The sequence below is a fragment of the Peribacillus frigoritolerans genome (assembly GCF_030676415.1).
Classification (GTDB): domain Bacteria; phylum Bacillota; class Bacilli; order Bacillales; family DSM-1321; genus Peribacillus; species Peribacillus frigoritolerans_A.
Genome location: NZ_JAUUTW010000038.1, coordinates 19,926 through 45,625 on the forward strand (window position 1 = coordinate 19,926; position 25,700 = coordinate 45,625).

The following is a 25,700-nucleotide window of genomic DNA, read 5'->3' on the forward strand; positions in this document are numbered from 1 at the left end:
AGACTCCTGCGGGAAAAGCGCGTCTAGGGGAGACCCCGCAGGCGAAAGCCGAGGAGGCTCCCCGACCGCCCGCGGAAAGCGAGTGCCTGGAGTGGAAATCAACGTCCAAATTGTACAAGCCATAAAAATAGACAAACTCGATTTTCATCGAGTTTGTCTACAGTCTGAAACCGCCTCATTTAATGAGACGGTTCGTAGTGGGGATGGTGAGCGTCACTTTCGTTCCTTCGTCGCGGACGCTCTCAATTTGGAATTTCCCTTTTAATTCCTCCATTATCTGAATGCAAGTCGCCACACCTAATCCGTTTCCATCCGGTTTGGTGGTATAAAAGGGCATACCGATATTTTTAAAATTCTCGGGACTGATGCCTTTTCCATCATCGCTGATCACTAATCTTATATATTGGGACACGGAATTCTGATGCAGTTCAATCTGCCCCCTTGCTTCGATGGCCTCACAAGAATTATTTAAGACATTCAAGAGAACCTGCCTTAACCGGTTTCTGTCTGAATAAACAACGACGGATTGCGTCACCCTATTAATTAGTCTTACATGAGAACTCGGAATTGAGGAAGTATAGGTATCTATAATTTCTTCAAGGAAATCCTTTAAATCGATTTTCTCCCATTCCAGTTGATGCGGTTTTGCCAAATCAAGAAGTTGTGTCACAAATACATTGACCCGATCCACTTCATGAAGCATGACATCACTATATTTTTCTATTAATGATTTATCATGATCCTGGCTCTTCAATAATTGGAAAAAGCCCTTTATTGTCGTCAACGGGTTCCTGATTTCATGGGCGACACCGGCAGCAAGCTGGCCAACATATTTCAATTTTTCCGTACGGACGATTTCCTTCTCACGATCTTCTATCGTTTCCATCATTCTTAGAAAGGCAAGGTTCAATCTTTCCATTTCCTCGAAGCTTCTTTTGTCGGAAATGATGAATTCCTTTCCTCCTATGAAATCCTCTGTCGCTTCGACAAGTTCTTGAACTGGCCGTACGAGGGTCTTTGTTAGTAAATAGACAGCCAGAATGATAGAGACAAAAACGATGCTATAGATTGTCAGGTACCGTGTTAATAGGTCATTCAAAGGCTGAAACACCTGTTTCTTATCAGCACCCACAACAATAAACCATTTATTCTCGGTTTTTGCTATCGTATGGACAGGCTGGATGGAATATATTTTTTCCCCGTTCTCTGCGCTGTACAATTCATCCGATAACGAAGCTTCCATCAGCTTACCTTTCGTTAATCCTATTTCTTTCAAGGCAGAATCCGGCATGACACCCTGTGGGTCTTTTTTCGAAATCATGATGCCTTCTTGATTGATCATGAAAAAGTTCACTGGGTATTTATCACTAATTTCATTAGCCTTTTTCTCCATCATCTCCCAAAGCCCTTCCAATCGGAAAGCTGGAGATACGACTCCGATCATTTTCCCTGCCTTATCATATACCGGCGCACTTAGAGATATTATGGGTTCTGAGAAAGCCCGGGTTTTATAAACGTCTGAAAGGAATTCATGACCTTCTATGGCCTCTTTGAACCATATTCTCTTCGCGAGGTTGTTCCCAATCATTTTATTGGATGTATCTGCAATGACATTGCCTTCCATATCCAAATGCAAGACACCGTAATAATTTCCTTTTGCATCGATAAACTTTTTTAGTTCATCTGACTTCTCTTCTTTTGAATAGCCAGGATTGATGATTACCGAATTTGCACTCATTAACTTCACATCACTGATCCGTTCGTTCAAATAGCTATATGTTTCATTTACAATATTCAGTGAACCTGCATTCAGGGCATTTTTTGCTTCCTTCTCCAGAAGGGACCGTTGTGATCCATAGGATATGATTCCCAATATCAGAAGAGGTACACTTGCAATAAGTAAAGAATAAAGCAAAATTCGGGTTTGAAGGCTTTTAAGCATCCTTCCGATCCTCCCTATTCCTGATCTCCCAATAGGAGCCCCTCTTCTATTTGGACATACTGTTCCCACGCTTGATCGAATACTGACATACTTTCGAGATAGTCTGCATTCAATTCTAAATAACTGCTCAGTTCATTATAATCAGTCGATTGTTTTGGGAAGCCATGATCCTCATAGGCATGATTGGCAAATTTAGTGATTGCATCAATTTCCTTTGGTTGTCGAAATTTCATTAAATATAAATAAAATGGTCTCATGATGTCGAGCCCCCCTTAAAATAACTATGATTTCTGCTTTAATATATCGGAAACTTTCGCTTCCGTCCACTTTTTTTAAAATCTATTTGGTTTTTTCTTCCTCATTTTATGAAATCCACTATTTTTCAACACAAAATGTATTCGTTATATTACGGAATTACACTTAAATATCGTACTCATTCATATTGATTACCCTTTCAAGGATTTTTTTTACTTTTAACGACTTAGTTCTTCATGATTCGATAAAGGAAACGAAGTGCTTCAATCTTGTTTAACCTACTTCTTCAATCAAATGCCCAAGTCCCATAAAAACACGCGGAGCATGTTCTGTCATGCAGCTTGAAGAATGGCGGAATACTTCAAAACCTTATTTATCCAATTTACCCGCAGGCTTCATTTTGTAAAAGGGAAATCCCCTTCATCTAAGATAGAAATAGTGGTTTACACTGTTCTGTCTAAAATGAGGGGATTTATTTTTTTATGGAAAAGTAATACACCCTGCCACTAAAAGTCAAAGTAATTACGTTTCAACAGCCTTTTCATGTTCATTAGCTCACTGTACTTCGTTTGTTTTTCAAGCTGTTTCGAATCAATTAAAAATAGTTGATTTTCAATTTCCTTCACTATTTCATCACTTTGAAAAAAAGCATCGCAACTCTCACAATGAGATGAAGGGGTTTCCGTAATTTCAACCGCCCTCGTACCATCCGGCAGTTCCCAATACACAGTCCCCTTTACTGATGCAAGCTTCCCTTTCTCACACCATGGACACGTCTCCATGCTATTCCTCCCCCTTTGGAGTGCTCTTTTTTTGCTGTGCCTGGAATTTCTTTTCTTTTAAAAGATCTCGCTTTTCACGTTGGTTTTTCAATGAAGCGTGCTCTGGGTTGGTCACGTATTTTTCCCGTCGATTCATTCGCTTCAGCCCTTCAGGCACTAAGTTGAATTGCTTGTCGTTCATTAAACCCGATACACCTATATCTGACTGTTTTTCTTCCATATCAGGATATACCCCTTTGAAGTAATCATCTGCAAGTCCTGGTGTATATTGCTCAGGTTCAGGATATGTGGTGATCACACCTTCAAAATTGCGCAGCACCGTTTTTGTTGGAGATTGTGAAAGGATATAATTCGGCTGCAGCGTGATTTTCCCTCCCCCTCCTGGAGCATCGACGACGAAGGTAGGTACAGCATACCCGGATGTATGGCCTCGGAGCCCCTCGATGATTTCAATCCCTTTTGAAATGGGAGCCCTGAAATGACCGATGCCTTCCGAGAGATCGCACTGATAAATATAGTAAGGGCGGACACGGATCTTAACAAGATCATGCATCAGCTTTTTCATGATTCCGACACTGTCATTTATCCCCGCTAAAATAACTGCCTGGTTGCCCACAGGTACACCTGCATCGGCAAGCATCTCACATGCTTTCTTTGACTCCTCGGTAATTTCTATCGAGGTATTGAAATGAGTATTCAGCCAAACCGGATGGTATTTTTTTAAAATGGCACATAAATTTTCAGTGATTCTTTGAGGAAAAACAACCGGAGCCCGCGTACCTATCCTGATTATTTCAACATGAGGAATTTCCCTTAAGTTTTTGAGGATATATTCAAGGATCGTGTCATTGATTAATAAACCGTCCCCGCCGGAAATAAGGACATCCCGAACTGCCGGTGTGTCACGTATATAACCGATTGCAGCATCCAATTGTTTTTTTGGCACGCCCATGCCAATTTGGCCTGAAAAGCGTCTTCGCGTACAATAACGGCAGTACATGGAGCATTGATTCGTCACCAAAAAAAGAACGCGATCCGGATATCTATGGGTCAGTCCCGGTACAGGGGAGTCCTCATCCTCATGAAGGGGGTCTTCCATGTCATATTTGGTTTTATGCATTTCTTCCGGGATTGGGACAGATTGCATTCTGATTGGACACCTTGGGTCATCTTTATTCATTAACGAAGCATAGTATGGGGTGATATTCAAGGGAATGGTTTTTGTGGAAATCCTCACACCTTCCTCTTCATCCGGAGTAAGGTTTATCGCTTTTTTCAAATCATCAACAGTTCGGATCGTATTCGTAAGCTGCCACAGCCAGTTGTTCCATTGATCTTCGGTTACATCTTTCCATAGCTCTATATCTTTCCAATTGCGATCTGGCTTATATAAGTCAAATAACATGGTTATACCTCCTGAGTTATGATAGTAGTATTAAATGCAAGAAGGATGCCAAAATGACCCAAAAATTCGAAGGCCCATAAAAAAAAACCGGACTGCTGGCTGCATCCGGATTTTTTCCATTCAAATATGTTTTTTTATTTTATATTGCAAGGTCTGTCTTGGAATTTGCAATAGCTTCGATGCCTGGAAAACGTTACCGTTCGTTTGAAGAAGGGCCTCGGTAATCAATTTTGTTTCCATCTCAATCATGGCCTCACGAAGCGGAAGTATTTTTTCTGATGGGGTGCGCTTCTTTAAAGACTGGGGCAAATCTTCAAGATTCAAAACATCATTCTCCGTATGGTTCATCATGAATTCTATCGTATGTTTAAGCTCCCTTACGTTTCCAGGCCAATGATATTTCCGAAAAAAAACCTTTGTCTTCTCATCCATGCCTTTTATGGACAGTCCTAATTTACTGTTGAAAATTGATATGAAATGTTCAGAAAGAAGCTCTATATCATCAATCCGCTCCCTTAACGGAGGCAGCTCGTAGCTCAATACGTTCAATCGGTAAAATAAATCTGGCCTTAGCCTGTTTTCCGATACGGCCTTTTTCGGATCTATATTCATCGCTGCCATGATCCTGACATTCACCTGTACACTCTTTGTGCCGCCTATCCTCCTGATGAACCCATCTTCAAGCACACGCAGAAGCTTTGCCTGCAAGTCAATCGGCATCGATTGCAATTCATCCAAAAACAAGGTTCCGCCGTTGGCTAATTCAAACAATCCCTGGCGTTCCACAGCACCAGTGTAGCTTCCTTTTGCCGTACCGAATAGAAGCGATTCCAATAAACTTTCTGGTAGGGCCGCACAATTTTGTGCGATGAAAGGTTCTTTACTGCGGCTCGAATCCTGGTGGATGCTTTGAACAAAAAGCTCTTTTCCTACACCGCTTTCCCCATAAACCAATACCGATGAGGAGGAGCGGGCAGCCTTTTTCCCTTGTGATATCAAACCTTTAAACCCAGTATCACTTGTCAGGATTTCAGTGAAAGAATACAATCCGCCGTTCCCAGGCATTTTCCTTTCAGGACTTTTGATCGTCTTGAGCGAGCTTTCCAGATCAGCTAACCTTTCAGATAATTGCTTCAAGCTTGAATAATCCTTGGCAATTTCTATTGCACCTATCATAAACCCATCAACATAAATGGGGAGCGTCGTATTTAGCGTCTCAATGATACGCCCATGTGCATTTACATACGATTGACTATAGTTATAGATTGGTTTTTCAGATTTAATGACCCGGAGTAAGGTAGATGATTTGTGATTCAAAGAAGGGAAGGCTTCAAGCAACGGTTTCCCAAGCACCTCACTTCTTTTCATCCCATCATGATTGGCCGCCACTCCGTTATAAAAGATGGTCTGTCCTTTTGGATCGATCACATGTATGCCTTCATCAATGGTTTCTAATATCGCTTCCAACACTTCACTTGTATTAAAAAATTCACTTGGCAATATATCCCTCCTCAAGACCTTCTTGCTAAATGTATATGAGGAAATGCCAAAAACTTGTCATGAACCGCCTAAAAATGAGCATTCAAGTAAAATTCTTCACCCAAAGGTTCATGTCTTCCAGTTTATCAAAGATATAACAATTATTAGCTAAACGTCCGCGGTACGAGTATCCATGCTGATGCAATGCAGCATTCATGCCGAATGAGAGCGACCGGGCAATCGAATAGATGCAATAAATGCCATGTGAAATAAGATAGTCTTCAAGCGCGGTAATCAAGTGTTTCATCAAGCCATACTGCCGATGTTCCGGCAATGTCGCACAATCAGTGATTTCTGCATTATGGTAAAAGGAATTAATTTCTGCGGAAGCAGCACTGACGATCCTCTCTTCATGGACATAAATATAAAAAACCGTTCCCATTTCCATGCACTTTTTCACATATACCGGATCATTCATCGGTGTGGGATACACTTCGAAAACCTTCCCATACAATTGGGCCAGCTGAAGTGCATCGGTAACTTCTGCTTTACGGCCTTGATAGGCTGACGGCGGATCATCCAGTCCGGATTTTATCGGCAGTCTCTGAACATCGGTAAGGATTTGATCTTCCTTTTCCCATTCTGCACTGTTGCGCCTTTCATTCCGGTTATATTTAACAAGGAAGAAACAGTCGCTTCCCAAGAAGAATTTATCGATGCTTCCTTCATATAGAAAGCCCTGAGCAAGCAATGCCAGAACGTTTTCCTTGCGTGACTTGAAGATGATTTTTTCTGCTGATATGCCTTTAGCCACCTTCAAGGATTCCTCCACGCATTCTTGAAAATGCCCTAGATAATCATCAACCCTTATTCGCTTATTAAAAGGGTCGATCGTAATATGTATGGTGCACCTTGGCTTTTGAATTCTTTTTTCAATGATTCCAGCCTCCATTTGCCCCGCTCCTTTCACATCTTCTAAGTTGTTGCGAAAGGCCTGACCCTTCCTGGAATCAGACCTTGGGAAAAATGATTATTCCCGGTCCACCCCGCACCATTCAATAATGGTCAATGCGATGATTTCCGCAACCTCCATCATTTTATCCACCTCTATATATTCGTTCGAATCATGGGCCATCTTCGTTTCCCCTGGTCCAAACACAACTACTGGGGTAGAGCCAATCGATGAAAGATACCCTCCATCCGTCGCCCAAGGAGAGGCTTCGACAAGCGGTTCTTCCCCTACCACTTTTTCATAGTATGTGCCAATTGCCTTCATAAGCGGGTGATTTATTTCGAGACTGCCAGGCAGCCATCTGGCCCCAAACCATTCTAATTCAATAGGTTTTTCTTTGAACCATTCATCGCTCTGATTTAAAGCATCTATTCGCTCCTTCAGCGATTTTTGTGCCTCTTCCATGGTTTCTGTCGGGGCGATGCCGAATCTACCTTCCAGAACGGCTGTATCAGGCACGGAGGAAGGCCAATTCCCGCTTTGAATGCTTCCTATGTTGATTGGAATGGGGATAGGGACATTTTTATAGAGTGAATGACGGAGTGACTCATTCCGTTCTTGTTCAAGCATCTTGATTTCTTTCATTACACCAACCGCTTTATCTATTGCACTGACTCCTTCATACCTCGTGCCTCCATGTGCAGACTTGCCTTTTATTCTCAGTCGAAACCACATCGAACCTTGCTGTAAAGGGAATAGTTTCATATTTGTGGGCTCGGGAATGATTGCTCCATCAGCTTTGTACCCCCGTATGACTGCCGCAAGTGTGCCGGCACCACCGCTTTCCTCTTCAATCACACTCTGGAATATCACATCTCCTTTCAATTGGATTCCAGATTCGACGATCGCTTCAATGGCCAGCAATAAAGATACATTGCCGCCTTTCATATCCGTCGTTCCCCTCCCGAAAACTTTCCCGTCTATCAACTTGCCGCTATAGGGTTCATCGTGCCATGCTGCATGATCTCCTTCAGGAACTACATCAATATGTCCGTTTAAAATAAGGGATTTCCCCTTGCCTGTTCCTCTTTTAATAGCCACAAGGTTTGGATTTCCTTTAAAATCCCTGCGATCGCAATAAAAATGGGGATGTTTTCTTAATTGTTCATCCCCGATTTCCCAAAGATCTATTTCTAGTCCAAGTTGTCTGCACTTCTCGACCACTATGGCTTGTGCACTACCTTCTTGCCCCCTTTTACTCGGTTCCTGAACCAGTTTTTGCAAAAGCTGAACCCCATTCATCCGATGTTCATTCAACCATGTTCTTATTTTTTCCTCATACATATCCATTCTCCTCTCTCATTCTTTTAAAATATGGATGTTTTCAGAGACGGTAAACGAGGCTTCGGTCCGATTCCTGATTTCCTGAATGCTGGACGTATCAAATACATCAGTTAATAGGAGGCCCTCCGAAGTTACGGAAAACACGCCTAATTCGGTGATGATCATATGTACGCATTTCCTGGCAGTTAACGGTAACGTACATTTTTTGACTAATTTAGACATGCCCGCTTTATCGTTATGTTCCATCAAGACAATGACCTTTTTTGCCTTTGCAGCCAGTTCCATGGCACCGCCCATACCTGGCACCCGCTTTCCCGGGACAATCCAATTAGCAAGATCCCCCGCTTGACTTACTTGAAGGGCTCCCAGAATCGTGATATCCACCCTGCCGCGCCGTATCATCCCAAATGCAACAGTACTGTCGCAGTAAGAAGCCCCGGCTCTAATGGTGATCGGCAGTCCCCCAGCATTGCAAAGATGCGCATCTTCCTTCCCCGTTTCAGGAGTACTGCCAATGCCCACAAGGCCATTTTCTGCATGAAACATAACTTTATGATCATTCAAAAGATGATTCGGTACAAGTGATGGAATGCCAATTCCCAAATTGACCAGCATCCCATCGCTTATTTCTGCTGCTGCCCGTTTCGCTATTCTGTTTCTATCTCCGGTTCCCAAACCCATTTCCAATCGACTCCTTTTGATGGAATGATATAATCCACAAAGGCACCCGGTACAATGATGTCCTCTGGATCCAAAGAGCCAAGCGGAACGATTTGCATGGCTTCGACTATAGTGATTTGTCCTGCCGCAGCAACGATTGGATTCGTGTTCCTGGCACTTTTATCAAAAATAAGATTTCCATAAGGATCTGCCATTTCTGCGTAAACAATGGCGACATCTGCAGTTAATGCCGGTTCCACCAGATAATTTTTCTCACCTAGCTTTACGGTTTGCTTGCCGTCCCGGACGATATCGGCCTCAATTCCAATATCAGTCAATATCCCGCCGAGTCCCATCCCTCCGGCCCGGATACGTTCGACAAGTGTCCCTTGCGGAGAGAACTCCACTTCGAGTTCTCCATTGTTCATTAATAGTCCTGCATTTGGATTGGAACCGATATGGGAAACGATGACTTTTTTCGCACGGCGTTGGGTGACCAGTTTTCCAATTCCGATATCGGGGAAACCTGTATCGTTCCCAATCAAGGTTAAATCCTTAATCCCTGATTCCAAAATCAGATTGATCAATCCCGGAGGCGTCCCTATGCCACCGAATCCCCCAAACAGGATGGACTGTTCATCTTTAAAGTGATGGCGGACATCCTTCAAACAACAAATCTTCTGGAATGTATTTTCCACCACTATGACTCACTTCCTTGTTGTGATGGCCGTTTACCTATCGATTCATTAAATTGCCAAAAAGTTATATCGACCCTCATTAACAATTCAGCACACTCCTCTTCCGATATCGTTAACGGCGGGGAGATGATGATCGCTGCTCCGGTTACACCGTCGAGGCCTGCAGCTGCGGGATAAAGAAGTATTCCATTCCTCATTCCCAATTCAATGACTTCATTTGTCACGTCTGCCTCCTTCGGAAATGGGGCCTTCGTTGCTTTATCCTGGACAAATTCGATGCCAATCAATAAACCTCTCCCGCGTATATCACCGATAAAGGAATACTTCTCTGCCAACTTTTTCAATCCCCTAATCAGGTAATTCCCTCTGTCGGCTGATTTTTCGACAAGTTCATTCCTTTCGACATATTCTAAAACGGCCAAAGATACCGCACACGATAACGGATTTGCACTAAGAGTATGGCCTCCTATAATTGACTTCGAGCCTTTTAATATGGGCTCCATCACGTTTTTGGTCATTACTGCGGCCGCTATCGGTGTATAACCCCCACTCATACCTTTACCAAATGTTACGATATCAGGTTCCACATCCCAGTATTCGGAAGCAAGCATCTTACCGGTACGTCCAAATCCGGTCATTACTTCATCCGCAATGAATAAAATATCATTCTCTTCGCAGATTTTCTTGAGATTTTGAAAATAACCATCAGGAGGAACAATGGCCCCTCCAGCTGCGCCGATAACAGGTTCTGCAATGAAAGCCGCTATATTTTCACTGCCAATACGCCGGATTGATGCTTCCAATTCCGAAGCGCATGCCATTCCGCACGTATGTTGATCAAGTTGAAGTGGACATCGGTAACAATATGGAGGAGATACAGAAGGATATGATTCAAGCAAAGGAGTAAATCGTTCCCGGCGAATCGGATGTCCAGACATTGAAAGAGCTCCCATCGTGATGCCATGGTAGCTCATCCATCTCGATATGATTTTCTGTTTCTTTGGCTTCCCTTTTTCCTGCCAATGCTGAATGGCAATTTTCAATGCCGTTTCAGTAGCTTCGGAGCCGCTGTTTACAAAAAAGCTGTATGTCAGTTCCCCTTTGGTCAATTCTGCAATTTTTCCGGCAAGTTTCTCTGCAGCATCGCTGGTAAATTGGGAGCGATACACAAATGAAACCTGTTTAGCCTGTTTTACCATTGCCTCAACGATTTCCTGGACTCCATGGCCAATATTGGCTGTAACAGCACCGGAAGAAGCATCAAGGTAATCCTTTCCATCTTTGTCGTATAAAAAGACTCCCTGACCATGACTGATAGTCGGGTAGGCTCCCCCCAGGACGGGTTTGATCAATGAAGACTGCTCCATAAGCCCACACACTCCTTCTCTTTAAAAACAAATGCAGTATAGTAAAGTGTATGTCCAGATGAAGGCAATCTTGCTAAGGAAATTGGCCTAAGCACGGAAACGGATAAATTTCTAGGTTTCATGGGGGATCGTCCAAAAATGGCGACAAAAAAAGTGTATCCGCGAGAGATACACTTTTTTCTTACAATGCGCTATTTAATTTTTCTTCACGAATTGACTCCAAAAAACTTTCATCCTTTAAAACAGCCAGCACATTTTTATAAAAAGCAGTTTTATCGATAACTGAAGTATGTACATATTCATACTCTTTTAAAGACGGATGACGCAAAACATTTTTCATGCAGGAATGACAAACTTTTTTAGTTCCTAACTTATAGTAGTTCAAGTTACTTGCATCCCCATTAGAAGTGTCTTCGTTACAAACGAAACATGTATGGCTCACACGGCCTTTTTTATTATACTCGGCCAAAGCCCCTTCTAAACGAATGGATGCTGGAATTGTTAATAACACATAATCACCTTTTCTATTTTAAATCTCTTAGTATTATATCAGAAAAATTTAGAATTTGAACTATTAGACTCATATTCCCTAATAATGCTTGTAAAATAGGACAATTTCCAGGGCTGACAAGAGGAAAGAATCCTAAAATACACCAAAACGTAAAATATATTCATACATATCCCAAACAGACAAAAACACCGTCCAGTTTTTGAACGGCGTCTTCAATCTGTGTCATGGATGAATCTGGATCGTCGCTTTTCCGTTCTTCACCTTCATTACTGCTTTTGAACCAACCGGCACCGTTACAAATGGATGAACATGACCAAAGTTGGCATTAGCGATTACGGGTATGCCATTTATCTCCCTTTTGGCAGCGATGATTTCCTGCAAAGCATATTCAGTCATTCCTGAATCCTTTTGGAAACGGCCGATGACGATTCCTTTAATCCCACTTGCACCTGACTGATGGAGCAAGGACTGTAAATCCCGGTCAAAACTGAATGGATGGCTTTCTTCGTCATCTTCTATGAAAAGGATACTGTCCTTTAAAGATGGCATGTACTCTGTACCTTGTAATAGATTGAGTGTACAAAGATTTCCCCCAATGATTGTCCCAGCCGCTTCACCTTCCTGAATGACCATGTATCCAGAATTCGGGTGGAAAGTTCGGTCATCCTGTTCCAAATGCCAAGAATCATCACTCCAGGTTTCACTTGGATCAAGATAAAAGCCTTCACTTTCAATTACAGCCTTTTTAAAATATTCCATCGTATATTCCAAACCAGCCTTCATCCCGAACGTCGAGAAATGAGGACCTGAATATGTAGTTAAGCCTGTTTTATTATAAATGGCCAATAAAATTGCGGTTATATCACTATACCCCATCAACACTTTTGGATTTTCCTTAATCAAATCATAGTCGATATACCGTAACAATTGGTTAGCGTTATACCCCCCGATGGCTGTAAAAATCCCCTTCACATTCGGATCCCTGAACGCCTCATGCAAATCCGCGATCCGGTCTTCGATTGAATTAGAAAAAAAGTCATCATGAAACAAAGCCGTTTCACCATATGTCACTTTAAAACCAAGCTCAGTCAATCTTTCTTCTGCCAATCTGCGTTGTTCCCCTTTGACAATCGCCAAGCTTCTTGAAGGAGCAATTACGCGAATTTCATCCCCTGCTTGTAAACGGGAAGGTTTCATATCTTTATCCCCCTAAATTAATTACATTCTTTCGTTATTTTAGCAGAATTGGTGAACAAAGAAAAACCAAGACCCTTATGGTATGTCATTCACTCAACTTGTTTTCCTTCAGATTGGCCTGGTTCCCCTCATCAATGGCATTCTATCGTCATTCCCGTTGTACCGGTATCAGGATTGGAAAAAGGAATGTTTATGTACCGCTTGTCCCACCTGGATTTATCCATGTCTTTTCAGTCAACGACCATGGAATCTGAAAGGTCTACCATCAAACCACCCAATTCCTTACATAAAGAAAAGACCAGCTTTATCAACTGGTCTTTGGGTTATTGAATTAGCAGCAGAATGAAGCGCCGATGATAATCAATAGAATGAACAAGACAACGATTAATGCGAAGCCTGATCCAAATCCACAGCAACCGCCGCCGTATCCACCGACGCCACCATAACCGTATCCTGGTCCTGCAACATTTCCACCATATCCGTACATTAAGTTTCACTCCTTTTAGAATTCTGATTTCTCTTTACACCTTACCATATGTCAATACGCCCGCCTTGGTCTGTGCATTTGCCTATTTTTCTGGATTTAAGAAAAAACTTCAAATAACACCATCTTCACCATTAATCTTTCAATGGCTGAAATACCACGAGTAATCATGAAAAATGTCAAAAAAACGTTTCATATTTATTGTGTTACTTTAAAATTGGGATATAATAAGAAAAAAACAATTCTTAGCCTCTTTAAGCTATCTCATACCTACATGGATACATAAAAGGCAATACGGGGGAACATAATTGAAAACGAACGCAAAATCCTTCATCCCTTTCGCTGCAATCGCCACGATCCTTCTAATCAGCTATATCCTTCAAAAAGGTCCTAAAACATATGGATCAGATGATTCGATAAATGTTTATCAAAAATTCCAATCAGGCCAGCCCATTCAGTATCTTGTCATTGGTGACAGTATCGGAAGAGGGTCGGGAGCTGAAAAGCCTAATCTAACATGGTTCAAACAGTTAGAAAATAAGATGAATGATGCCAATGATATTCCTTTACACGGTGACTACGTGGTCCAAAGCGGATCCACTGCTTTTGAAGGCCTATTCAAGCTCTCAAAAAGAAGGGAGCATGATCATAAAGATCTGATTTTCTTCGTTTTTGGTGAAAATGACCGCAAATATATGAATGTCGATGATTTTACCATGACATATGAAGCGTTAATGAGAAAGGCAAAACGTCTCCACCCTAATGCTGAATTATTCACAATAACAGAGAGTTCCTTAAAATATGAGGAATTTGCGTCAGCCATCGGACTTTTATCCAAACATTACGGTGCAACTAATGTAGATATGCGACCAATATTCAAAGAATCAGGATATTCGGAAAAACAGCTGACCAGAGATTTGATTCACCCAAATGGGCTGGGTTATAAATTATATGCTGATGCAATTTATGAACGGTTCTTGGATAACATCAAACGGGAAAAGGCTGTAGCAGGCCTTCCATCTAAGATGCATGCCCGTTCTGGATTTGAATTATCGGAAATTGACCACTATGAAAAAATGAGCGGTTTCCGTCCAAGGGGTGGCTATTTCACTAGCAGTGAAAAGGGCAGTGTGATTGAATATAACTTCAAAGGAAGTATGCTTGGTGTGAAACTGCTTAGAAGTCCTGATGGCGGGGAAGTGAATGTATGGATCGACGGAAATGAAATCACGACTTTGAATACTTGGTGGCCATTTGCCCGTGAAAGATATTTATTTGTCACAAATGGGCTCCGTCCCGGTTCACATACTGTCCGTTTTGAGGTGACTGGCAGGACTAAAGCAATGGAACTTACCACCATTCCATATGTCCGGATCGCGTCAATCATCACAGATTGAACTATTACCCAATAAATACCCCCCTATCATTATCTGATGGGGGGTTTTCCAATCAATCAAAAAGCTTTTTGTATTCTCCGTATCCTTCTTTTTCAAGATCTTGGAGCGGGATGAACCTTAATGAGGCAGAATTGATGCAATACCGTAATCCCGACGGTCCCGGCCCATCATTGAAAACATGACCCAGATGAGAATCGGCAGTTTTTGAGCGAACCTCGATCCTTCTCATACCATAACTCGTATCGAGGTTTTCCACCACTTCCGCTTCTTTAAGCGGTTTGGTGAAGCTTGGCCAACCGCAGCCTGAATCGAACTTTTCCTTTGAAGTGAAAAGAGGGTTACCTGAAACGATATCTACATATAATCCTTCCTCCTTCAAGTTCCAATATTCATTGTTAAAGGCTGGTTCCGTTCCATTATTTTGCGTGACTTCAAATTGAATCGGAGTGAGTTTCTTTTTTAATTCTTCTTTACTTTTCATTTTTTTCCCCCCAGTGATGTTGTATAAATGCTTTGCGTCCTGAGCCAATCGAATATCTTTCATAATGCTCAGGTTGCTTTTTATAATAATGCTGGTGGTATGTCTCGGCAGGATAAAACGTTTTGGCAGGTATAATCGGAGTTACGATCGGTCCGGAAAATTTCCCGCTCGCCTGCAGCTTAGCTTTGGATGCTTCCGCAATTTCACGTTGGTTTTCGTCATGATAAAAAATGGCCGTTTGATAAGAACTTCCCCGGTCATAAAATTGCCCGCCAGCATCTGTCGGGTCAATTTGCTGCCAAAATAACTCGATTATCTTCTCATATGGATATATGTTTGGATCAAAGGTGATCTGAACAGCTTCATAATGTCCCGTGGTTTCAGAACAAACCTCTTTGTACGTAGGGTTTTCCGTAGTCCCGCCTGTATAGCCAGAGATAACGGATTCGATGCCAGGTTGTTCATCGAACGGTTTCACCATGCACCAGAAACATCCACCTGCGAATGTTGCTTTCTCTAATTGCTTTGTCAAATGAAAATCCTCCTTTTTTACAAACAATCCATTGAATGCATTTTAACGCTTTTATATTACCCTGTAAAATAATACGCTGATCGACCCTTTTTACGAAAATGATCCCTTCCCATTTAAATGGGATACACACGCCCAAGCATAAAAACATATGATAAGAACATACTGGAAAAATGAGAGGTGTTGGAAATGAGCGATAAACAATCATATTCACAAAAATCGGTAACCTACGATTTACTATCGTCTTATAATAAAAACAGCGATCCGCACTTGCATGATTATTATTACCATAAGCATTTGAAAAGTCTCGAAAAATCAACACAACAATTGAGATATGAACAAATGAATATCCTACTGCCTGTACAAGTTCGCTTTTTACATGCTGCCCCAACAGCTCCCTCATTTGATGTTTATGTAAATGAAATGCGTATCCTCAAAAATTTCTCATATAAAGAGAACAATGGATATTTACCACTGCCCCCTGGCAAGTACCAATTGGATATATACCGCAGCGGGGAAAGCACCTCACCTCTTTTAAGCTGTAAAGCGGCTCTCGAAAGCGGGACTTCCTATACCATTGCTCTAGCACCTACTCTGGAAAATGAATCGTTAAAAATGTTACCTTTCGAAGATAACCCATCTGTTCCTCCAAATGAAGCAAAGGTCCGATTCATCCAGCTTTCACATGATTTACTCTCGGTGGATATTGCCGTCAAAGATGGAGATGTCGTTTTTGATCAACTCCATTTCAAGAAAGCAAGCGAATATCTTAATATCCATCCCATGATGATAGATTTCGAAGTGCGGATCGCTGGGACAAAAGAGATCGCACTCCCTTTGCCAAACAAAGCTTTCCAAGTAAATACTCCCTCAACCATTTATTTAATCGGATCGAATCGGGAATCATCCTCACTAGAAACCCTAACGCTCTCTCCATAAATGGATAAAAAACCAGGATGCGTCGATCCTGGTTTTTTATCCATTTATTCACTATCACTGTAATGATGATGGGATGGTCAATAAAAATGAAATATCATCATTTTCCAGATCGAATTCTTTCGCCTTCACCCTAATATCGCTTTTCAGTTCCATATCCTGTAATGACACATAAATACTTTCGTCATTGGGACTTATGCTAACCCAATCCGGCATATTATAACGCTCATTTATTAAATTCATTACATATGAAACAGGAAGGTTCATTTTACCGACTGCAATTGATTTTTGCTTAAGGATCAAATCCCCATTCTTTTGGGCAATTGGTTCAAAAGTCAATTTCATTTCCACTTCACGGTTGAAAAATGGCATTGTTCCATATAACTCTACCTCATCCGTTAAATACACTTCGTAGTGAATGGATCCCGTCAATCCCTCTTTATCCAGATACTGGTTGATTAATCTTGTCAAATCTTCCCGATTCGTGTGAATTTGAAATTGGATATCTTCTTCGTGGCTTACTTTGGGTATCAGCTCTTTATCTTTAGTCGGCAGATTAACTAAAATCGTTACAAACAGGATGACCAGGATGTTTAGGGCTAATAGGGAAATAAACAAAGTCTTCCATTTGACATTTGTCATTCTTGGTCATCATCTCCTTTGGCACTCGCTTCCAATGTGTCCTTTCCGATAGTGGTAATATCCATATCATTATAGATTCTTGTCGCGATTAATTCATATCCGCGGTCATTTGGGTGAAAATAATCCTCGACATACAGCAAATCTTCTTCGGAATTCTCGAAAATGTCTGCTATTTCAATAAAATAGGCTGAATCATATTCTTCGATAATCTCTTTCCCGCTTTCATTCCAATCATTCATGATCATATCAAGTTCATAAAAATCTGCGAACCATTTGGAAAATGGATTATAGACGCCTACAAGATAAATTTGCGCATGATCATTTTCGGAACGAACCTTATCAAGAATCTGCCTTAATCTTTTTTCATACCCTATTTTTGCCGAATCAAACTGATTCAGTTCCAAGTTCGAGAAATTCTGCTTAAAGACCTTCATGATATCATTTCCACCGATTGTGACGACAATCGAGTCAGCTTGCTTTATGTCTTCTTTAATCCTTGCTTTATCCAGTCTTTTCAATAGTTGGTCGGTCCTATTTCCACGTATGCCATGATTAATCATCTCAACGGAAGTAATCGATGGTTCTTTTTCCAGCTTATTTTGTAGATAGGGCAGATACCCGCCATTATCTTTACTATCACCGACACCTTGAGTCAAGGAATCGCCAATCGATACGATTTTCACAGGGTCCGGAAAAAAGCTGGCAGGAATGGTTTCCTTTTTACTCAGCTCAACTATGCTTTTCTGCTGAACAGACGGCTGATTTGAGGCTGTTTCACTTTGACCGCAGCCTGAGATCCAAACTAGGCATATGAAAAGACAGGTGATTCTGTACCTCATGACCCTCACCTTCCTACCCATATATTATATCATGCAGAAAACGAAAGATTGCAAATAATATACCTTCATTGTACTTTTAGCTTGAGCATTCCTTACTATACAATATGAAAAATGCAGTGAATTAAAGCTAGTCCTATAAAAATTAGCATGTACTGAGCATGCAAAATCATTCTTCACTACCGCTGTTTCTTCAAAAACAAATTGTTCATTTTCACCTTCGCTAAGCTCTATTGAAATCATAATAAAGGATGAATGAAAACAGAAAGAACAGGTCATTTAACCTGTTCAATAATTCTGTAAAATTTTAATATGCTTAATGATTTCATCAAAGGGAATATCCTGAAGACCTGTATAATCCATGATGATCTTTCCTTCTTGATCGATTAGAAAGAAGCTGGTCCCATGAATCACCTGATCTTCTGCATCTGGTTTTTTGACGATCGTTTTAAAGTTATCCAATGCAAACTGCTCGATTTCTTCCTGACCATAACCGGTCAGAAAGTGCCAATTGCCGTAATCCACATTAAATTGGTCACCAAACCTTTTTAAAACATCAGGTTTGTCAATTTCCGGGTCCACGGAAAATGAAACGAACTCAACATCCGTAATACCTTCATCCTTCAATTGCTGCTGCAGCTTCGTCATATTCGAAGTCATGGGGAGACAGACTGTCTCGCAGCTTGTGAATATAAAGTCCGCTACCCAAACCTTTCCTTTAAGATCGCTTTTTGAGAAAGGTTTACCCTCTTGATCAATGTAACTGAAATCTTCAAGGTCCCAATTTTTAGCATCAGGTACACCATTGGAACCGCATGCTGTCAACAGCAAAAAAATTGATGCTCCCATAGCTGCCATAAGCAAATGCAGCTTTCTCATCCCTACCCCGTCCTTTATGTATAAAATATTCTGTTACTTCATTTATTCTAACAGACCAATCGGAATGAGGACAGCAACTATTTCTACGAATTAAAGACAATTGTAAAAGTGACAAAACCTCCGCCATACGCGGTTTCATATGGTTTATCAATATCAGTCCCAATAATACATGATTGCCATGGCGCCTTCACCTGTATGGGTACTGACAACCGCCGTTGTTGCTTCTATTTTTATGTCTTGATATCCTGTTAAGTCTGCAATGGCCTGGCGGACCTTATCCGCTATTTCAAGACCATTCGCATGTACAAAACCAATGCCTCTAATTTTTTTGCCTTGAGTATCTTCTTTGAATTTCTTGATGATGAACTTCACGACCTGTGACTGGCTCCTAGCTTTGGATACAGGATTCAGTACACCATCATCCAGAAGTGCAATCGGCTTTATGTGCAGCAATGAACCGATAAAAGCAGAAACTTTGCCAATCCTTCCACCCTTAACGAGGTTATCAAGTGTTTCTATGACAATGATTAAGCTTGACTGCTTTTTAATATATTCCAAACGTTCAATTATCTCAGCTACGGATTTCCCTTCCTTCGCCATCTTCGCTGCCTCGATCACCTGAAATGACATCGCTTTTGAAATGAATTTCGAGTCAAGAACGGTAACCTTCGCCTGAGACATGCTAGCTGCGCTTTCCGCTGAGCGAACTGTACCGCTCATGCCACCTGTCATATGTATGGAAATAATCTCGCTGCCGTCTTTTCCGAGTTCATCATATACCTCCACAAAGGTACCTAAGGCTGGTTGTGAGCTTTTTGGCAGTTCTTTTGACTGGTTCATCCTTTTCAGGAATTCTTCTTGTTCGATTTCAATCTTATCCAAAAAAGTCTCCCCATCTATAAAGATCGATAAAGGGACCATTGTTATATCATAAAATTCCAGTTCCTCTGGTGTCATATCTACTGTCGAGTCTGTTACTATCTTTACTTTATTCATCATTACACATCCCTAAATTAACATATCTATTGTATTATACCTATTCAAGGTACGCATTCAAACCAAAGGTCTTCTTTTTTTCAAGTGAAGTGATACTTATCTTTTGAAATGATTACACAAAAAAAGACCGTTCCATGAGCTAACCTGAACACATGCCGGTTTATTCGTAACTTCATGGCATTTGTGTCATCTCTTTTAACGGAGAAGTTAGCTATGGAACAGTCCGCATTAAGCATTATTGAGTAAACTTCCAAAAAAAAGCTTGTTATAAACGGGCCATTTAAGTACGGATGCTAAATAATGCTTAAATGAGTAATTTTCTTTATGATCTTTATTGGCAAAAACCTTCTTAACAAACATTTCCAAACGCACGGTCAACATAAAAAAATTCGGATCACTAGGCAGTAAGACAGGTATTTCTGAAATTGTGACCTTATGTCCAAAACAATCTTTGAATTCCAAGCATTTGAACATCAAAATATCAATCCTCATTTTTAACCGATTGCTTATATTATACACAATAAATCCAAAAGTATAAATATTCAAATGTGTAAAAAAACAGATAAATCAGATTGATTTTCATGAAAAAAAGACCCATAAGGGCAAAATGCCATTATGGGCTTCTTTTTATAAACCTTCCTCGTAGGTGCCTTCCCGCAAGCTTTCACGTTTCACCCTTCGTTTATAGACGACTTTAGATAAAGAAATACTGATTTCATATAATAACAGCAGTGGAACCATCACCATAAAGTCTGACATAAAGTCAGGCGGCGTAATCGATATCGCTATGACAACCAGTACAAAGTATGCATACTTCCTTAACTTTTGAAGCACATAAGGATTTATAATGCCAAGGGAGGTCAAAAACATGGTAACGACAGGAAGCTCGAATAAAACAGCAAAAGGTATCGTCATATTAAATACGAATGAAAAGTACTTATCCGCTGTAAAACTGGTTATGAACATCCCATCGCCCAATTCAATCAAAAAGTGAAGTATTGTCGGGAAGATGACAAAATAACCGAAAGCAAGCCCTCCGATAAAAAGCAGGAAAAGTGCTGGAATATAGGCAAGGGTCGCCCTTACTTCATTTGGCATCAAAGCGGGTTTAACGAATAACCAGATTTGCAGAGCAATTACCGGTATCGTTGCCGCAATGGCTACGACACCTGAGAGCATAAAGTAAATCCAGATAATATCACTCGGTCCCAATACCATCAGGTCAAAATCGAGATCTTTCACGAACCAATTATAAATCTCCTCAACATAAATAAAACTGGCGATAAAAAAGATGACAAAAGCAACAGCCGTTATGATGAGCCGTTTTCTCAATTCATCGAGATGATCGATGATATTTAATTCTTTATCTTCCAAAGTTGATCACGCCTTCATCTGAAAATCCGTATCTTTGTTCCAGCAAAAAGGCGCAAGACGATTCCATCTTACGCCCAGCATTCAATCATTCATGATTTTTTTGTTGTAGCTTCTTATCTTCTTCATAATCACCTTTTGTTAAATCACTCGTGGACTTTTTAAACTCACGAAGCGTTTGTCCAAAAGCACGTCCAATTTCAGGAAGTTTCTTCGGACCAAAGATAATTAATGCCAATATTAAGATGAGAATTAGACCAGGTACTCCAATGTTCGACATGGATACATCCCCTTTGGTGTTGTAATTAGACCTACTCCGATTATAATACCATTTCCAACCAATTGAAAGGGAACTGGCAATTCGTCATAGAATGGTAACAATTATCGACAGTATGCCCATATACGACTGGGCCGGCAAAATAAAATGTAAAAACATAGGTATTATTCTATCCTAATTTAACATTTTGTCCATGATTAAATCAATAAGTGAAATAAATTACTGTCTTTATTGACCTCTACGAAAGAGAATCCTTTCTTGTTCATCCTTTGAATGAGCCCTTCATAATCATTTTTATCTTTTAGCTCTATTCCAACCAGGGCCGGCCCGCTTTCTTTATTATTTTTCTTTGTATATTCAAAACGGCTTATATCGTCATTCGGTCCTAATACCTCATCAAGGAATTCCCTTAAAGCTCCAGCACGTTGTGGAAAATTCACGATAAAATAATAAAGCAGCCCTTCATATAATAAGGATTTCTCCTTAATTTCCTGCATACGCCCAATGTCGTTATTACCTCCGCTGACCATGCAAACAACCGTTTTGCCTTTGATTTGTTCTTTGTATAAATCCAACGCGGCTACAGATATAGCCCCTGCCGGTTCAGCGACAATCGCATGCTGATTATATAAGTCGAGAATCGTCGTACAGATTTGGCCTGGAGGTACGACAACGATATCTTCCAGATTTTCCTTACAAAGCTGATATGTCAACTGTCCCACACACTTGACAGCTGCTCCGTCAACGAATGTATCTATGTTTTCAAGTTCTGAAACTTTTCCTTCCTTGAAGGAGTATTCCATCGAAGCAGCACCTTGCGGCTCCACTCCAATGCATTTCGTTTTTGGGGAAACCGATTTGAAATAACTCGATACTCCGGCCATTAAACCGCCGCCGCCCATAGCGGCAAATACATAGTCGATTCCATCTTCACAATCATTCAGGATTTCTACAGCCGTTGTACCCTGCCCGGCAATTACCTTTTCATCGTCAAATGGATGGATAAAGGAACGCTCTTCTTTTTCACAGCATTCCATCGCCATGGCAAATGCATCATCGAATGTATCCCCGATAAGGATGATTTCCACATTATCCCTGCCGAAAAGCTGAACTTGATCGACTTTTTGCCTTGGAGTTGTAGCAGGCATATAAATTTTCCCGTGGATACCCAATTGGCTGCAGGAAAAAGCTACTCCCTGTGCATGGTTTCCTGCACTGGCACAAACGACCCCATTCTTCGTCTCTTCCTCGGTCAGGCTTTTCATTTTATAGTAAGCCCCTCTTAATTTAAAGGAACGTACGTGTTGTAGGTCCTCGCGTTTTAAATAAACATTACAATCATATTTTTCAGAGAGCCTCTGATTTTTTTGTAAAGGTGTATGCAAAACGATTTCTTTCAGTTCTCTATAGGCAATTAGAATATCTTCCAATTGAATCCCCCTATTCTTAGATGCAGTCTGATTCATAACAATCCCTCTTTCTTTCCTAATGAATTCAATCATTATAGCACTTTACTGTTATTAATGTAATTGATTTTTCTAAAAATTCTTTCTTTTGTTCGTTCCATACCAAAAAAATCCGATTATGGTCATTTCCCCATAATCGGATTAGCACTTTATTTTTTTTGTAGAATAATAAAATCATGTGCATATCGATTTTTTTCATCGATGCTGCCTGGGTTTGAGGAGATTTTATCCCATTCATTTTCATCAATCACGGGAAAGAATGTATCACCTTCAAAGGTTTCATGAATTTCCGTTATATACAGGCGGTCTGTAAAAGGAAGGATTTCCTTGAAGATTTCGGCTCCGCCAATCACGAAGACTTCCTCATCATGGTTATCTGCAAACGTTTTGATTTCTGCAATATCATGTAAAACTACGCAGCCCTCCGCGTTAAAATCCTGATTGCGGGTAACGATGACATTTTCGCGGCCAGGCAGGACCCTGCCGATCGATTCAAATGTTTTTCGGCCCATGATGATCGGATGGCCCATCGTCACTTGTTTAAAATACTGTAAATCTGCCGGTAAATGCCATGGCAGATTATTGTTTTTACCTATCACACGATTTCGATCCATAGCCACTATCAACGATATCATATGCTCACCTCTCCTTTTATATGGGGATGGGCTTCGTAATTTTCCAGAACGAAGTCCTCGAAGCTAAAATCAAAGATATTTTTCACATCTGGATTGATTTTCATGATTGGCAATGGTTTGGGATCACGAGTCAACTGCAGTTCCACTTGTTCAAGGTGGTTAGAGTAGATGTGGACATCCCCGAAAGTATGTACAAATTCGCCAACTTCCAAATCACACACCTGTGCGATCATCATCGTTAAGAGCGCATACGAAGCTATATTAAAAGGAACACCTAAAAAGACGTCCGCTGAACGTTGGTATAGCTGGCATGAAAGCTTGCCATCAGCGACATAGAATTGAAAGAAAGCATGGCAAGGCGGCAAGGCCATATCGTCCAGTTCCCCAACATTCCAAGCACTGACTATCAATCTTCTTGAATTTGGATTCGTTTTGATTTGTTCGATCAATTCACTGATTTGGTCGATTTGCCTTCCATCGGCCGTTCCCCAAGAACGCCATTGATGACCATAAACCGGACCTAATTCCCCATTTTCATCAGCCCATTCATTCCAGATGCGCACGCTGTTTTCCTGAAGGTAGCCAACGTTTGTATCACCTTTCAAAAACCATAATAGTTCATGGATAATCGCTTTTAAACTAACCTTTTTCGTTGTAAGTACAGGGAATCCATCTTTTAAATTGAATCTCATTTGATATCCGAAGGTACTGATCGTTCCTGTTCCCGTACGATCACCTTTTTGCGTTCCATTTTCGAGTACATGCTTACATAAATCTAAATATTGCTTCATGATAAACCACCTTTTCTACTTTCATTCTCCTTATTTTAACGTATTATTGCCCAATGTTTAATCTAATTGTTTAATAAAATTATAAGTATCGGGTGCTTTTTGTCTAAGCAATTGATTTTGTTCATTGTTCACATAAAACATGGCAAACGTTTCTGCAAAGTATTCCTCAGGGTAATTGGAAAAATACGTCTGACCAGGAAACAGCCCATCCACTTCTTTACCCCAAATCTTCAAATAATCCATGTCTTCACGGATTCCATCAAACACTATATTATCAATTGAATGCCCCAGTTCATGCAGTTCCAAATTAACGGAGCCATGCCCGTTGCCCTTGTCACTTGCTCCGATTTTAACCAATACCGTATGTGATCCGCCCATACCAGGCACATCATCCCAAGTTGTTTCTTTATTCAAATAACCACGCGGAGTTTTCCCCTTTAATTTGGCCGCGGATTGATTTTCTGTTAAATCACCATTGAATAGCTTGATCCTCACACCACTTTCAGCAGTTTTCACCAAAAGGGAATGAGGCAGTTTATTAATGGTTCCAGCAATTTCAAGTGCTTCCCTTTCATCGTACTCCTCTTCTGGAAATAAAAATATTCTTTGCAATTCTTTATTTCCCTTAAAAAGTTCAGCTTGTTTTAAAAGATTATCTTCGGCTAAATTCCGCCATTTTACCCCTTCATCCTTCGCTAATGAATAGGAGAGCATTGAGAGTAAAAAGACAAATAATGCAAGTGTGGATAACCATTTCTTCCTTTTCACAATCTTCTCCCCTTTCTTTATTCCCCATTATTGCTAAGAAAATATATGTAATTTAAAATCTCTAAACCTTTCATACTATTATATTAGTATAACATATTGTTACAGTGTAAAAACTCTATGTTTTTTTGGTAATTTCGGTTGCACATTCATTAGGAGAAGAACCATTGATCCGCTCTTTTCATATATCAAAAGTATATAATCGTAAAAGGTTTAAGGTGATTGCATGGAAACCCATAATAAAAAAGCCATCTTGAATGAGCACCGTGAACTTGCTGAAGAAGTCCTTGATATTTACAGTTTAAGAGTGTTTATCATTCTCGACCTTTTTCTGTTCTCCATTTTCTTTGGCATACTGCTGCACCCGCTACTGTCTTCTCTCTGGCTTAACTTTTTATTGCCTTTGCTTTTCTTCACTACATTTACAGCCCTTCTTCAACTACTTGATATTTTCCAAAAAAAAAGCTGACATCATTTTTGATGTCAGCTCAGACTTTAGACAAACTCGATGAAAATCGAGTTTGTCTATTTTTATGGCTTGTACAATTTGGACGTTGATTTCCACTCCAGGCACTCGCTTTCCGCGGGCGGTCGGGGAGCCTCCTCGGCTTTCGCCTGCGGGG

General features: G+C 40.7%; 29 protein-coding genes. 2 read left to right on the top strand and 27 right to left on the bottom strand.

Features of this window, described 5'->3' with window-relative positions; translation table 11 throughout:
- Window positions 1–175 precede the first annotated feature (175 nt).
- The 13 genes from Q8G36_RS24450 to Q8G36_RS24510 all read right to left on the bottom strand — a co-directional run bounded on the left by Q8G36_RS24450 (window position 176) and on the right by Q8G36_RS24510 (window position 13,079).
- Window positions 176–1,942, bottom strand: a complete 1,767-nt coding sequence (locus Q8G36_RS24450) for an ATP-binding protein (protein ID WP_305162865.1) — start codon at window positions 1,940–1,942, stop codon at window positions 176–178.
- 14 nt (window positions 1,943–1,956) lie between these two features.
- The gene (locus tag Q8G36_RS24455; RefSeq protein ID WP_192205163.1) at window positions 1,957–2,199 is read right to left on the bottom strand and encodes a YozE family protein; all 243 of its coding nucleotides are present in this window, start codon (window positions 2,197–2,199) and stop codon (window positions 1,957–1,959) included.
- A 504-nt stretch (window positions 2,200–2,703) separates the two neighbouring features.
- The gene (locus tag Q8G36_RS24460; protein WP_283896753.1) at window positions 2,704–2,979 is read right to left on the bottom strand and encodes a YokU family protein; all 276 of its coding nucleotides are present in this window, start codon (window positions 2,977–2,979) and stop codon (window positions 2,704–2,706) included.
- Between the two features lies 1 nt (window position 2,980).
- Window positions 2,981–4,384, bottom strand: a complete 1,404-nt coding sequence (ablA, locus tag Q8G36_RS24465; protein ID WP_305162867.1) for a lysine 2,3-aminomutase — start codon at window positions 4,382–4,384, stop codon at window positions 2,981–2,983.
- A 120-nt stretch (window positions 4,385–4,504) separates the two neighbouring features.
- On the bottom strand, window positions 4,505–5,884 hold the full coding sequence (locus tag Q8G36_RS24470) for a sigma-54 interaction domain-containing protein (RefSeq protein WP_305162868.1): 1,380 nt from the start codon (window positions 5,882–5,884) through the stop codon (window positions 4,505–4,507).
- An 82-nt stretch (window positions 5,885–5,966) separates the two neighbouring features.
- Window positions 5,967–6,815: a putative beta-lysine N-acetyltransferase gene (gene ablB, locus Q8G36_RS24475; RefSeq protein ID WP_305162870.1), complete on the bottom strand. Its 849-nt coding sequence runs from the start codon at window positions 6,813–6,815 to the stop codon at window positions 5,967–5,969.
- 78 nt (window positions 6,816–6,893) lie between these two features.
- Window positions 6,894–8,165, bottom strand: coding sequence for a peptidase (locus Q8G36_RS24480; protein ID WP_305162871.1), 1,272 nt, complete (start codon window positions 8,163–8,165; stop codon window positions 6,894–6,896).
- A 9-nt stretch (window positions 8,166–8,174) separates the two neighbouring features.
- Complete coding sequence (locus Q8G36_RS24485) at window positions 8,175–8,840, bottom strand: 3-oxoacid CoA-transferase subunit B (RefSeq protein ID WP_305162872.1); 666 nt, start codon at window positions 8,838–8,840, stop codon at window positions 8,175–8,177.
- On the bottom strand, window positions 8,807–9,496 hold the full coding sequence (locus Q8G36_RS24490) for a CoA transferase subunit A (RefSeq protein WP_305162890.1): 690 nt from the start codon (window positions 9,494–9,496) through the stop codon (window positions 8,807–8,809). The genes Q8G36_RS24485 and Q8G36_RS24490 overlap by 34 nt, the downstream gene beginning before the upstream one ends.
- A gap of 23 nt (window positions 9,497–9,519) precedes the next feature.
- Entirely contained in the window at window positions 9,520–10,884 is a 1,365-nt protein-coding gene (locus Q8G36_RS24495; RefSeq protein WP_305162873.1) for an aspartate aminotransferase family protein, read from the bottom strand.
- Window positions 10,885–11,065: 181 nt separating this feature from the next.
- Window positions 11,066–11,395 carry a hypothetical protein gene (locus Q8G36_RS24500; protein WP_076366028.1) on the bottom strand — a complete coding sequence of 110 codons (330 nt, stop codon included), beginning with the start codon at window positions 11,393–11,395 and terminating at the stop codon, window positions 11,066–11,068.
- Window positions 11,396–11,617: 222 nt separating this feature from the next.
- On the bottom strand, window positions 11,618–12,592 hold the full coding sequence (locus tag Q8G36_RS24505; protein ID WP_305162874.1) for a S66 peptidase family protein: 975 nt from the start codon (window positions 12,590–12,592) through the stop codon (window positions 11,618–11,620).
- Window positions 12,593–12,923: 331 nt separating this feature from the next.
- Window positions 12,924–13,079 carry a YjcZ family sporulation protein gene (locus Q8G36_RS24510; RefSeq protein WP_305162875.1) on the bottom strand — a complete coding sequence of 52 codons (156 nt, stop codon included), beginning with the start codon at window positions 13,077–13,079 and terminating at the stop codon, window positions 12,924–12,926.
- Window positions 13,080–13,384: 305 nt separating this feature from the next.
- Between Q8G36_RS24510 and Q8G36_RS24515 the strand changes: the two genes are divergently transcribed.
- Window positions 13,385–14,473 (top strand): SGNH/GDSL hydrolase family protein, encoded by a 1,089-nt coding sequence (locus tag Q8G36_RS24515; RefSeq protein WP_305162876.1) that lies wholly within the window; start codon window positions 13,385–13,387, stop codon window positions 14,471–14,473.
- A gap of 52 nt (window positions 14,474–14,525) precedes the next feature.
- On the opposite strand, the gene msrB is transcribed toward Q8G36_RS24515, so the two are convergent.
- The gene (gene msrB, locus Q8G36_RS24520) at window positions 14,526–14,954 is read right to left on the bottom strand and encodes a peptide-methionine (R)-S-oxide reductase MsrB (protein WP_305162877.1); all 429 of its coding nucleotides are present in this window, start codon (window positions 14,952–14,954) and stop codon (window positions 14,526–14,528) included.
- Entirely contained in the window at window positions 14,944–15,435 is a 492-nt protein-coding gene (gene msrA / locus Q8G36_RS24525) for a peptide-methionine (S)-S-oxide reductase MsrA (RefSeq protein WP_370694134.1), read from the bottom strand. Before msrA ends, msrB begins: the two co-directional genes overlap by 11 nt.
- 237 nt (window positions 15,436–15,672) lie before the next feature.
- Here msrA and Q8G36_RS24530 point away from each other — a divergent pair, with 237 nt between their 5' ends.
- The gene (locus Q8G36_RS24530) at window positions 15,673–16,422 is read left to right on the top strand and encodes a DUF4397 domain-containing protein (protein ID WP_305162879.1); all 750 of its coding nucleotides are present in this window, start codon (window positions 15,673–15,675) and stop codon (window positions 16,420–16,422) included.
- Between the two features lie 54 nt (window positions 16,423–16,476).
- Here the strand turns inward: Q8G36_RS24530 and Q8G36_RS24535 are convergent, their stop codons facing one another.
- The 12 genes from Q8G36_RS24535 to Q8G36_RS24590 all read right to left on the bottom strand — a co-directional run.
- Complete coding sequence (locus Q8G36_RS24535) at window positions 16,477–17,061, bottom strand: YpmS family protein (protein WP_305162880.1); 585 nt, start codon at window positions 17,059–17,061, stop codon at window positions 16,477–16,479.
- Window positions 17,058–17,900, bottom strand: a complete 843-nt coding sequence (locus Q8G36_RS24540) for an SGNH/GDSL hydrolase family protein (protein WP_305162881.1) — start codon at window positions 17,898–17,900, stop codon at window positions 17,058–17,060. The genes Q8G36_RS24535 and Q8G36_RS24540 overlap by 4 nt, the downstream gene beginning before the upstream one ends.
- Window positions 17,901–18,185: 285 nt before the next feature.
- Complete coding sequence (locus Q8G36_RS24545; RefSeq protein ID WP_305162882.1) at window positions 18,186–18,776, bottom strand: SCO family protein; 591 nt, start codon at window positions 18,774–18,776, stop codon at window positions 18,186–18,188.
- A gap of 153 nt (window positions 18,777–18,929) precedes the next feature.
- A complete protein-coding gene (locus Q8G36_RS24550) occupies window positions 18,930–19,772 on the bottom strand; it encodes a DegV family protein (protein WP_305162883.1) in 843 nt (280 codons plus the stop codon).
- Window positions 19,773–20,000: 228 nt separating this feature from the next.
- Entirely contained in the window at window positions 20,001–20,264 is a 264-nt protein-coding gene (locus Q8G36_RS24555) for a DUF2535 family protein (protein WP_336622990.1), read from the bottom strand.
- A 135-nt stretch (window positions 20,265–20,399) separates the two neighbouring features.
- On the bottom strand, window positions 20,400–21,146 hold the full coding sequence (tatC, locus tag Q8G36_RS24560; RefSeq protein WP_305162884.1) for a twin-arginine translocase subunit TatC: 747 nt from the start codon (window positions 21,144–21,146) through the stop codon (window positions 20,400–20,402).
- 85 nt (window positions 21,147–21,231) lie between these two features.
- A complete protein-coding gene (gene tatA, locus Q8G36_RS24565; RefSeq protein WP_034307557.1) occupies window positions 21,232–21,423 on the bottom strand; it encodes a twin-arginine translocase TatA/TatE family subunit in 192 nt (63 codons plus the stop codon).
- Between the two features lie 194 nt (window positions 21,424–21,617).
- Window positions 21,618–22,886, bottom strand: coding sequence for a threonine ammonia-lyase IlvA (gene ilvA, locus Q8G36_RS24570; RefSeq protein WP_305162885.1), 1,269 nt, complete (start codon window positions 22,884–22,886; stop codon window positions 21,618–21,620).
- A gap of 149 nt (window positions 22,887–23,035) precedes the next feature.
- Window positions 23,036–23,521, bottom strand: coding sequence for a dihydrofolate reductase (locus Q8G36_RS24575; RefSeq protein WP_305162886.1), 486 nt, complete (start codon window positions 23,519–23,521; stop codon window positions 23,036–23,038).
- Window positions 23,518–24,312, bottom strand: coding sequence for a thymidylate synthase (locus Q8G36_RS24580; protein ID WP_305162887.1), 795 nt, complete (start codon window positions 24,310–24,312; stop codon window positions 23,518–23,520). The genes Q8G36_RS24575 and Q8G36_RS24580 overlap by 4 nt, the downstream gene beginning before the upstream one ends.
- A gap of 57 nt (window positions 24,313–24,369) precedes the next feature.
- On the bottom strand, window positions 24,370–25,080 hold the full coding sequence (locus Q8G36_RS24585) for an anthrax toxin lethal factor-related metalloendopeptidase (RefSeq protein ID WP_305162888.1): 711 nt from the start codon (window positions 25,078–25,080) through the stop codon (window positions 24,370–24,372).
- Between the two features lie 436 nt (window positions 25,081–25,516).
- Window positions 25,517–25,700: hypothetical protein (locus tag Q8G36_RS24590; protein WP_305162889.1), on the bottom strand; the 184-nt coding region annotated here is incomplete at its 5' end.

Bases quoted from the DNA above. Each gene is read 5' to 3' on its own strand.
- Q8G36_RS24580 (WP_305162887.1), bottom strand. From the start codon at position 24,312: ATGAAGCAATATTTAGATTTATGTAAGCATGTACTCGAAAATGGAACG.
- Q8G36_RS24535 (WP_305162880.1), bottom strand. From the start codon at position 17,061: ATGACAAATGTCAAATGGAAGACTTTGTTTATTTCCCTATTAGCCCTA.
- Q8G36_RS24555 (WP_336622990.1), bottom strand. From the start codon at position 20,264: ATGAGGATTGATATTTTGATGTTCAAATGCTTGGAATTCAAAGATTGT.
- Q8G36_RS24455 (WP_192205163.1), bottom strand. From the start codon at position 2,199: ATGAGACCATTTTATTTATATTTAATGAAATTTCGACAACCAAAGGAA.
- Q8G36_RS24545 (WP_305162882.1), bottom strand. From the start codon at position 18,776: ATGAGAAAGCTGCATTTGCTTATGGCAGCTATGGGAGCATCAATTTTT.
- Q8G36_RS24575 (WP_305162886.1), bottom strand. From the start codon at position 23,521: ATGATATCGTTGATAGTGGCTATGGATCGAAATCGTGTGATAGGTAAA.
- Q8G36_RS24450 (WP_305162865.1), bottom strand. From the start codon at position 1,942: ATGCTTAAAAGCCTTCAAACCCGAATTTTGCTTTATTCTTTACTTATT.
- ablB (WP_305162870.1), bottom strand. From the start codon at position 6,815: ATGGAGGCTGGAATCATTGAAAAAAGAATTCAAAAGCCAAGGTGCACC.
- msrA (WP_370694134.1), bottom strand. From the start codon at position 15,435: ATGGTGAAACCGTTCGATGAACAACCTGGCATCGAATCCGTTATCTCT.
- msrB (WP_305162877.1), bottom strand. From the start codon at position 14,954: ATGAAAAGTAAAGAAGAATTAAAAAAGAAACTCACTCCGATTCAATTT.
- tatA (WP_034307557.1), bottom strand. From the start codon at position 21,423: ATGTCGAACATTGGAGTACCTGGTCTAATTCTCATCTTAATATTGGCA.
- Q8G36_RS24495 (WP_305162873.1), bottom strand. From the start codon at position 10,884: ATGGAGCAGTCTTCATTGATCAAACCCGTCCTGGGGGGAGCCTACCCG.
- Q8G36_RS24540 (WP_305162881.1), bottom strand. From the start codon at position 17,900: ATGAGGTACAGAATCACCTGTCTTTTCATATGCCTAGTTTGGATCTCA.
- Q8G36_RS24460 (WP_283896753.1), bottom strand. From the start codon at position 2,979: ATGGAGACGTGTCCATGGTGTGAGAAAGGGAAGCTTGCATCAGTAAAG.
- Q8G36_RS24505 (WP_305162874.1), bottom strand. From the start codon at position 12,592: ATGAAACCTTCCCGTTTACAAGCAGGGGATGAAATTCGCGTAATTGCT.
- ilvA (WP_305162885.1), bottom strand. From the start codon at position 22,886: ATGAATCAGACTGCATCTAAGAATAGGGGGATTCAATTGGAAGATATT.
- Q8G36_RS24485 (WP_305162872.1), bottom strand. From the start codon at position 8,840: ATGGGTTTGGGAACCGGAGATAGAAACAGAATAGCGAAACGGGCAGCA.
- Q8G36_RS24480 (WP_305162871.1), bottom strand. From the start codon at position 8,165: ATGGATATGTATGAGGAAAAAATAAGAACATGGTTGAATGAACATCGG.
- Q8G36_RS24550 (WP_305162883.1), bottom strand. From the start codon at position 19,772: ATGAATAAAGTAAAGATAGTAACAGACTCGACAGTAGATATGACACCA.
- Q8G36_RS24510 (WP_305162875.1), bottom strand. From the start codon at position 13,079: ATGTACGGATATGGTGGAAATGTTGCAGGACCAGGATACGGTTATGGT.
- Q8G36_RS24530 (WP_305162879.1), top strand. From the start codon at position 15,673: ATGAGCGATAAACAATCATATTCACAAAAATCGGTAACCTACGATTTA.
- ablA (WP_305162867.1), bottom strand. From the start codon at position 4,384: ATGTTATTTGACTTATATAAGCCAGATCGCAATTGGAAAGATATAGAG.